The sequence below is a fragment of the Streptococcus sp. F0442 genome, assembly GCF_000314795.2.
In the GTDB taxonomy this organism is placed as follows: Bacteria; Bacillota; Bacilli; order Lactobacillales; family Streptococcaceae; genus Streptococcus.
On sequence record NZ_KB373314.1, the window covers coordinates 1,095,427 to 1,099,952 of the forward strand.

Sequence of the window (4,526 nt, forward strand, 5' to 3'; positions counted from 1 at the left end):
GATTCTGAGGTCGATGCTGACTCTGACGTTGAAACTGATTCAGAGATTGAAACCGATTCGGAAGTCGATAATGATTCTGATGTTGAAACAGATGCTGACTCTGATACTGATTCAGACGTTGAAACTGATTCGGACGTTGAGGCTGACTCAGATGCAGAAACTGATTCGGAGATCGATTCTGACTCAGACGTTGAGACTGATTCAGAAATTGAAACCGACTCGGACGTTGAGACTGATGCTGACTCTGATACTGATTCTGAGGTAGATACTGACTCGGATGTCGACACTGATTCAGATGTTGACGCTGACTCGGACGTAGACACCGATTCAGAACTTGAAACTGACTCGGACGTAGACACCGATTCAGAACTTGAAACTGATTCGGACGTTGAAACTGACTCACTCAAGGATACTGATGCAGACTCAGACTGCGATTGACTCACTGATTTTGAAGCCGACTCACGAGTAGATTGACTTAGTGACTCCGATGCTGACTGTGAAACCCATGCTGAAGCAGACTGACTCACTGAAACAAAGGCGCTCATTGAAGCGGATGTCGAGCTTGAGATAGACTGGCTAACCACTTTGGATGCGCTCGCTGATACCGAAGCAGACTGCAAGGCACTGACACTTGCAGAAACGGATTCCGAAACCTTCACAGATTCAGATTTTCTTGACGATATAGATTGGCTCGTTGAAGCGGATTGAGATTGAGAAATCTCCTTGCTCAATGATTGACTGCGAGATAGACTCGCTTGAGCGGATACACTTGCCGATGCTGATTGGCTTAGTGAAGCAGACAAACTTCGCGAACGAACCGAGCTCAGTGATTGGCTCAATGAAACACTCTGCTGAGCCGATACGCTCTGTGATTGCTTCGTACTTAAGGACTGACTAATCGATTGCGAAGTCTTCGTAGATGCACTCTGACTGTTTGAAACTGACTGACTGTAATCACTATCTGACAATTTCACAGCTACGACATTGGTCGTACTATCTTTATAAGTAATGGTGACTGTACCATCACTATTAACCGTATAGGCCTTAATGCGGTTAGCCACCTCTGGATTAACAGCCGACACAGCTGCAATCACCTTGCTCTTATCTGCCTCTGTCAAAGCAGTTAGACTCGTTACCTGAATAGTGCTTGTTGGAGCAACACCTGGCGTACGATCAGCGAGACGTCCTTGTGTAATTCGAATTTCACCCAAACCATTTGGGCGGTTCATATTGGACGCATTATCAATAGCTGCGACATTGCGTTGCCATGTATTACGGTAGGTATGGTAAAGATCATCCTTCAGATGAATGGTCGTTGTGATGGTTGCAGGGTTGGCATCTGTTGCTGTAATATCCCCCGTTATAGGTGCAATATTGCCTGTTCCATACTGGCTGCTACCAAAGAAATTTCCGTTCAAGGCATTGTCATTCAAATCAGCTCTTGCAACGACTTTCATTTCTTTAAGTTTGCCACTGTCATCTGTAGCCGTGAAAGTCAAAACAGCATCATCGCCAGCATAGATGGTATAGTTTTTCCCACCACCTTCGAGAGGCGTAGACTTAGGTTCCACACCATCGACAGTCAACTTGGCCGTCACTTCAGGACGCGTTCCGTCCGTTACAGCCACGGAATTGCTGGCATCTGAATACACCGCATAATTACCATACATGATGCGAGCTTTGGCTGTTACACCACCTGTTTGTAACTTAACTGTCGGCGTCACAATCGCTTGACCCGAAGCATCTGCCACTGCTGTTCCCACTTCGTCGTCATTATTGTATAGAACGACTGTAGAACCTGGCTCAGCTCCTGTCACCGTTACAGGTGTCTGCGTGTAAGCCTTCTCCAATAATCTCGTTTCAACCGTTGGTGCTGCAAGTCTCTTCACTGGAGCCGTCACATCATTTGTGGTGTTATCTTTATAAGTAATAGTCACCACACCAGATGATGAAACCGAATAAGATTTAAAATCCTTTGAAGTGGCAATATTTGGGTTAGCAGTCTTAAAGGCCTCCCAAACCTTATCTTTTTCGGCTTGAGCGAGATTACTTGTGTCATTAACATAAGTCCCCGTTGTCACCGCCGTAATCGGGTTTCGAATGCCATCATTTTGTGGCAAAACCTGAATACGAAGCGTACGTGTCACTGATTGCCTAGCCGTATTAGTCACCACAAAAGAAAGATTATAAATTTTCCCAGGCGTTACGACCTCTGTCTGGCCAACGGTTCCCACAATATTAAAAGCCACTGCACTATTTTTTAGTGCCGACGTCTGAGGAACGTTGATGCCATTCACACGATCACTACCAGAAGCGTAGCCAATGCTTTTAATACTATTTCGTGTAGGAATCGTTTCAACAACATTATAAGCATGATTGATGTAATCTGAATTATAGACAGAAATCAAAGCATTATTGGCTGGCCCTAGATTATATTGAGGAGCACGAAGGCTAGTATCCGAGTCAATACGATTCCCATTGCGCGGATCTCGTTGACCTGAAGTAGCACGGAGCACCGCATTGGCCAACCGATTCCGAGCGGTTTTTGCTTGACTTTCTACTGCATCGATTTGGATGGCTGGATTAGATAACCCTGAACGAATAGCTTCTAAAGCCAGATCTCCATACTCAATAGCAGATTCTGTCCCAGGGATTTCCAAAGCTTGCGCTCGATAGGTGTATAAATCCAAAGCCAAAGTTTGCAGACGCTTCACCTGCTCATCAGAGCGAGTTGTCTGAGCATTCCCGGGCGTTTCACCCTTTTCACTAACCGTTTCGCTATGAGAGATTTCCTCCGAATGACTACTGCTAGCTACTTCAACCGAAGACTGACTCTCCACATGATGAGCTGAACTGCTTGTAAGATGTGATTCACTGATAGAAATCGACTGAGAGAGGGAGGTGCTGACAGAAGAAGACTGACTTCTGAACTCTGAGAGAGATTCCGATTCACTAATAGACTGACTCGCTGAGACAGAATCCACAGCAGACATCGTCCCCAGAATAAAACTATCCTGATCAACAATTCCAGTCGATGGACTGATCTCAGACTCAAGAGTAGAATTCACCCCATTTTCCTCTGCAAATACTGGATTAGCAACTGTTGTTGCTCCAGCAAGAGCCCCTAGTACAACCATACCTTTTACTAGGTCTGCAGGCATTTGACGTGAAGAATCATCATATCTAACCATGATTTTTTCATCCACACCAGCTCGCATGACACGAAAAAGCCCTAGTCGAGAGACCGATGCTCGTACCCAATTCTTTCCTGATTTGATTAATTTATAGCGGGTAACTCGGTCCGTTTCACGAAATTCACCCTTCGAACGTTTAAAAAACATGTCCGCTCCTTAAATTTTAGATATCAAGTTATTATACCTTATTTTTTCCCTAATGTAACTAATTAAGACCATTTTCTGACACGAAAACCAAATCCAAAAAGAGAACCCGGAGGTTCTCTTTTTGGATCCTTTTTCATTTCCCACATACTTGAAATGACCGAATCAAATTAGGATAGAAGATTATTTTTCTTCTTCTTTGCGACGTCCAAGTGCTGCAAGCCCTGCAACCCCTGCAACTGCTCCAAGAAGAGCTGAAGCTACAGATCCTGTTTCACCAGTATTTGGAAGTTGTTCAAGAGCTGGAGCTGGTTGAGCTGGTTGCTCAGGAACTGGGTTCACTGGTGTGTTTGGTGTTGGATCCATTGGTTTATTAGGTGTTGGATCTACAGGAGTATTTGGTGTTGGAGTTGGTGGCACTGGAGTATTTGGTGTTGGAACGGTTGGCGTCTTCACAAGTTTATAAACGTAAGTAACGTTCTTATCACCTTCGATGACTTTACCAGTTGTTGGGTCAGTTGTTGTCAAGTGACCTTCACTGTCAACCTTACCTACTGGGTAGTTACCTTGCGGTACCAATTCATAAACTTTACCATCTGGAGTCACGATTGTCTTAGGACGATTATCCACAACTGTATCGTAGTCTTTACCTACTGGTTGATCTTTCTCATCAACCACTGATGTCTTGATGGTCTTACCATTTTCGTCCACATAGTGAACGTAAACATTACCCTTAGGTTGAGTTGGTTCTTCTTTAAGTTTGTAGATGTAAGTTACGTCTTTACGTCCTTCGATAACTTTACCTGTTGTAGCGTCTGATGACTCAAGGTGACCTTGTCCATCAACCTTACCTACAGTGTAGTTACCTGCTGGAACCAATTCATATGTCTTACCATTGTATTGGATTTCTTTTGGACGGTTGTCTACAACTGTATCGTAGTCTTTATCAACTGGTTGATCTTTTTCGTCAACTACTGAAGTCTTGATAGTGTTACCTTCAGTGTCTTTGTAGTGAACGTAAACGTCACCTTTGACTTCTTTGTAGACGTAAGTGATGATTGAACGTGGTTTATCAACTTTACCTTTAATTGGATCAGATGATTCCAAGTGTCCATCGCCGTCAACTTTACCTACTGGGTAGTCACCTTTCGGTACGATCTTGTATGTCTTACCGTCTGGAGTCTTGAT

2 protein-coding genes are annotated in these 4,526 nt (G+C 44.1%); both read right to left on the bottom strand.

Features of this window, described 5'->3' with window-relative positions; translation table 11 throughout:
- The coding region (locus HMPREF9186_RS05330; protein WP_009731779.1) for a KxYKxGKxW signal peptide domain-containing protein at positions 1–3,341 on the bottom strand (3,341 nt) is incomplete at its 3' end.
- Positions 3,342–3,521: 180 nt separating this feature from the next.
- The coding region (locus HMPREF9186_RS05335; protein WP_037613962.1) for a MucBP domain-containing protein at positions 3,522–4,526 on the bottom strand (1,005 nt) is incomplete at its 5' end.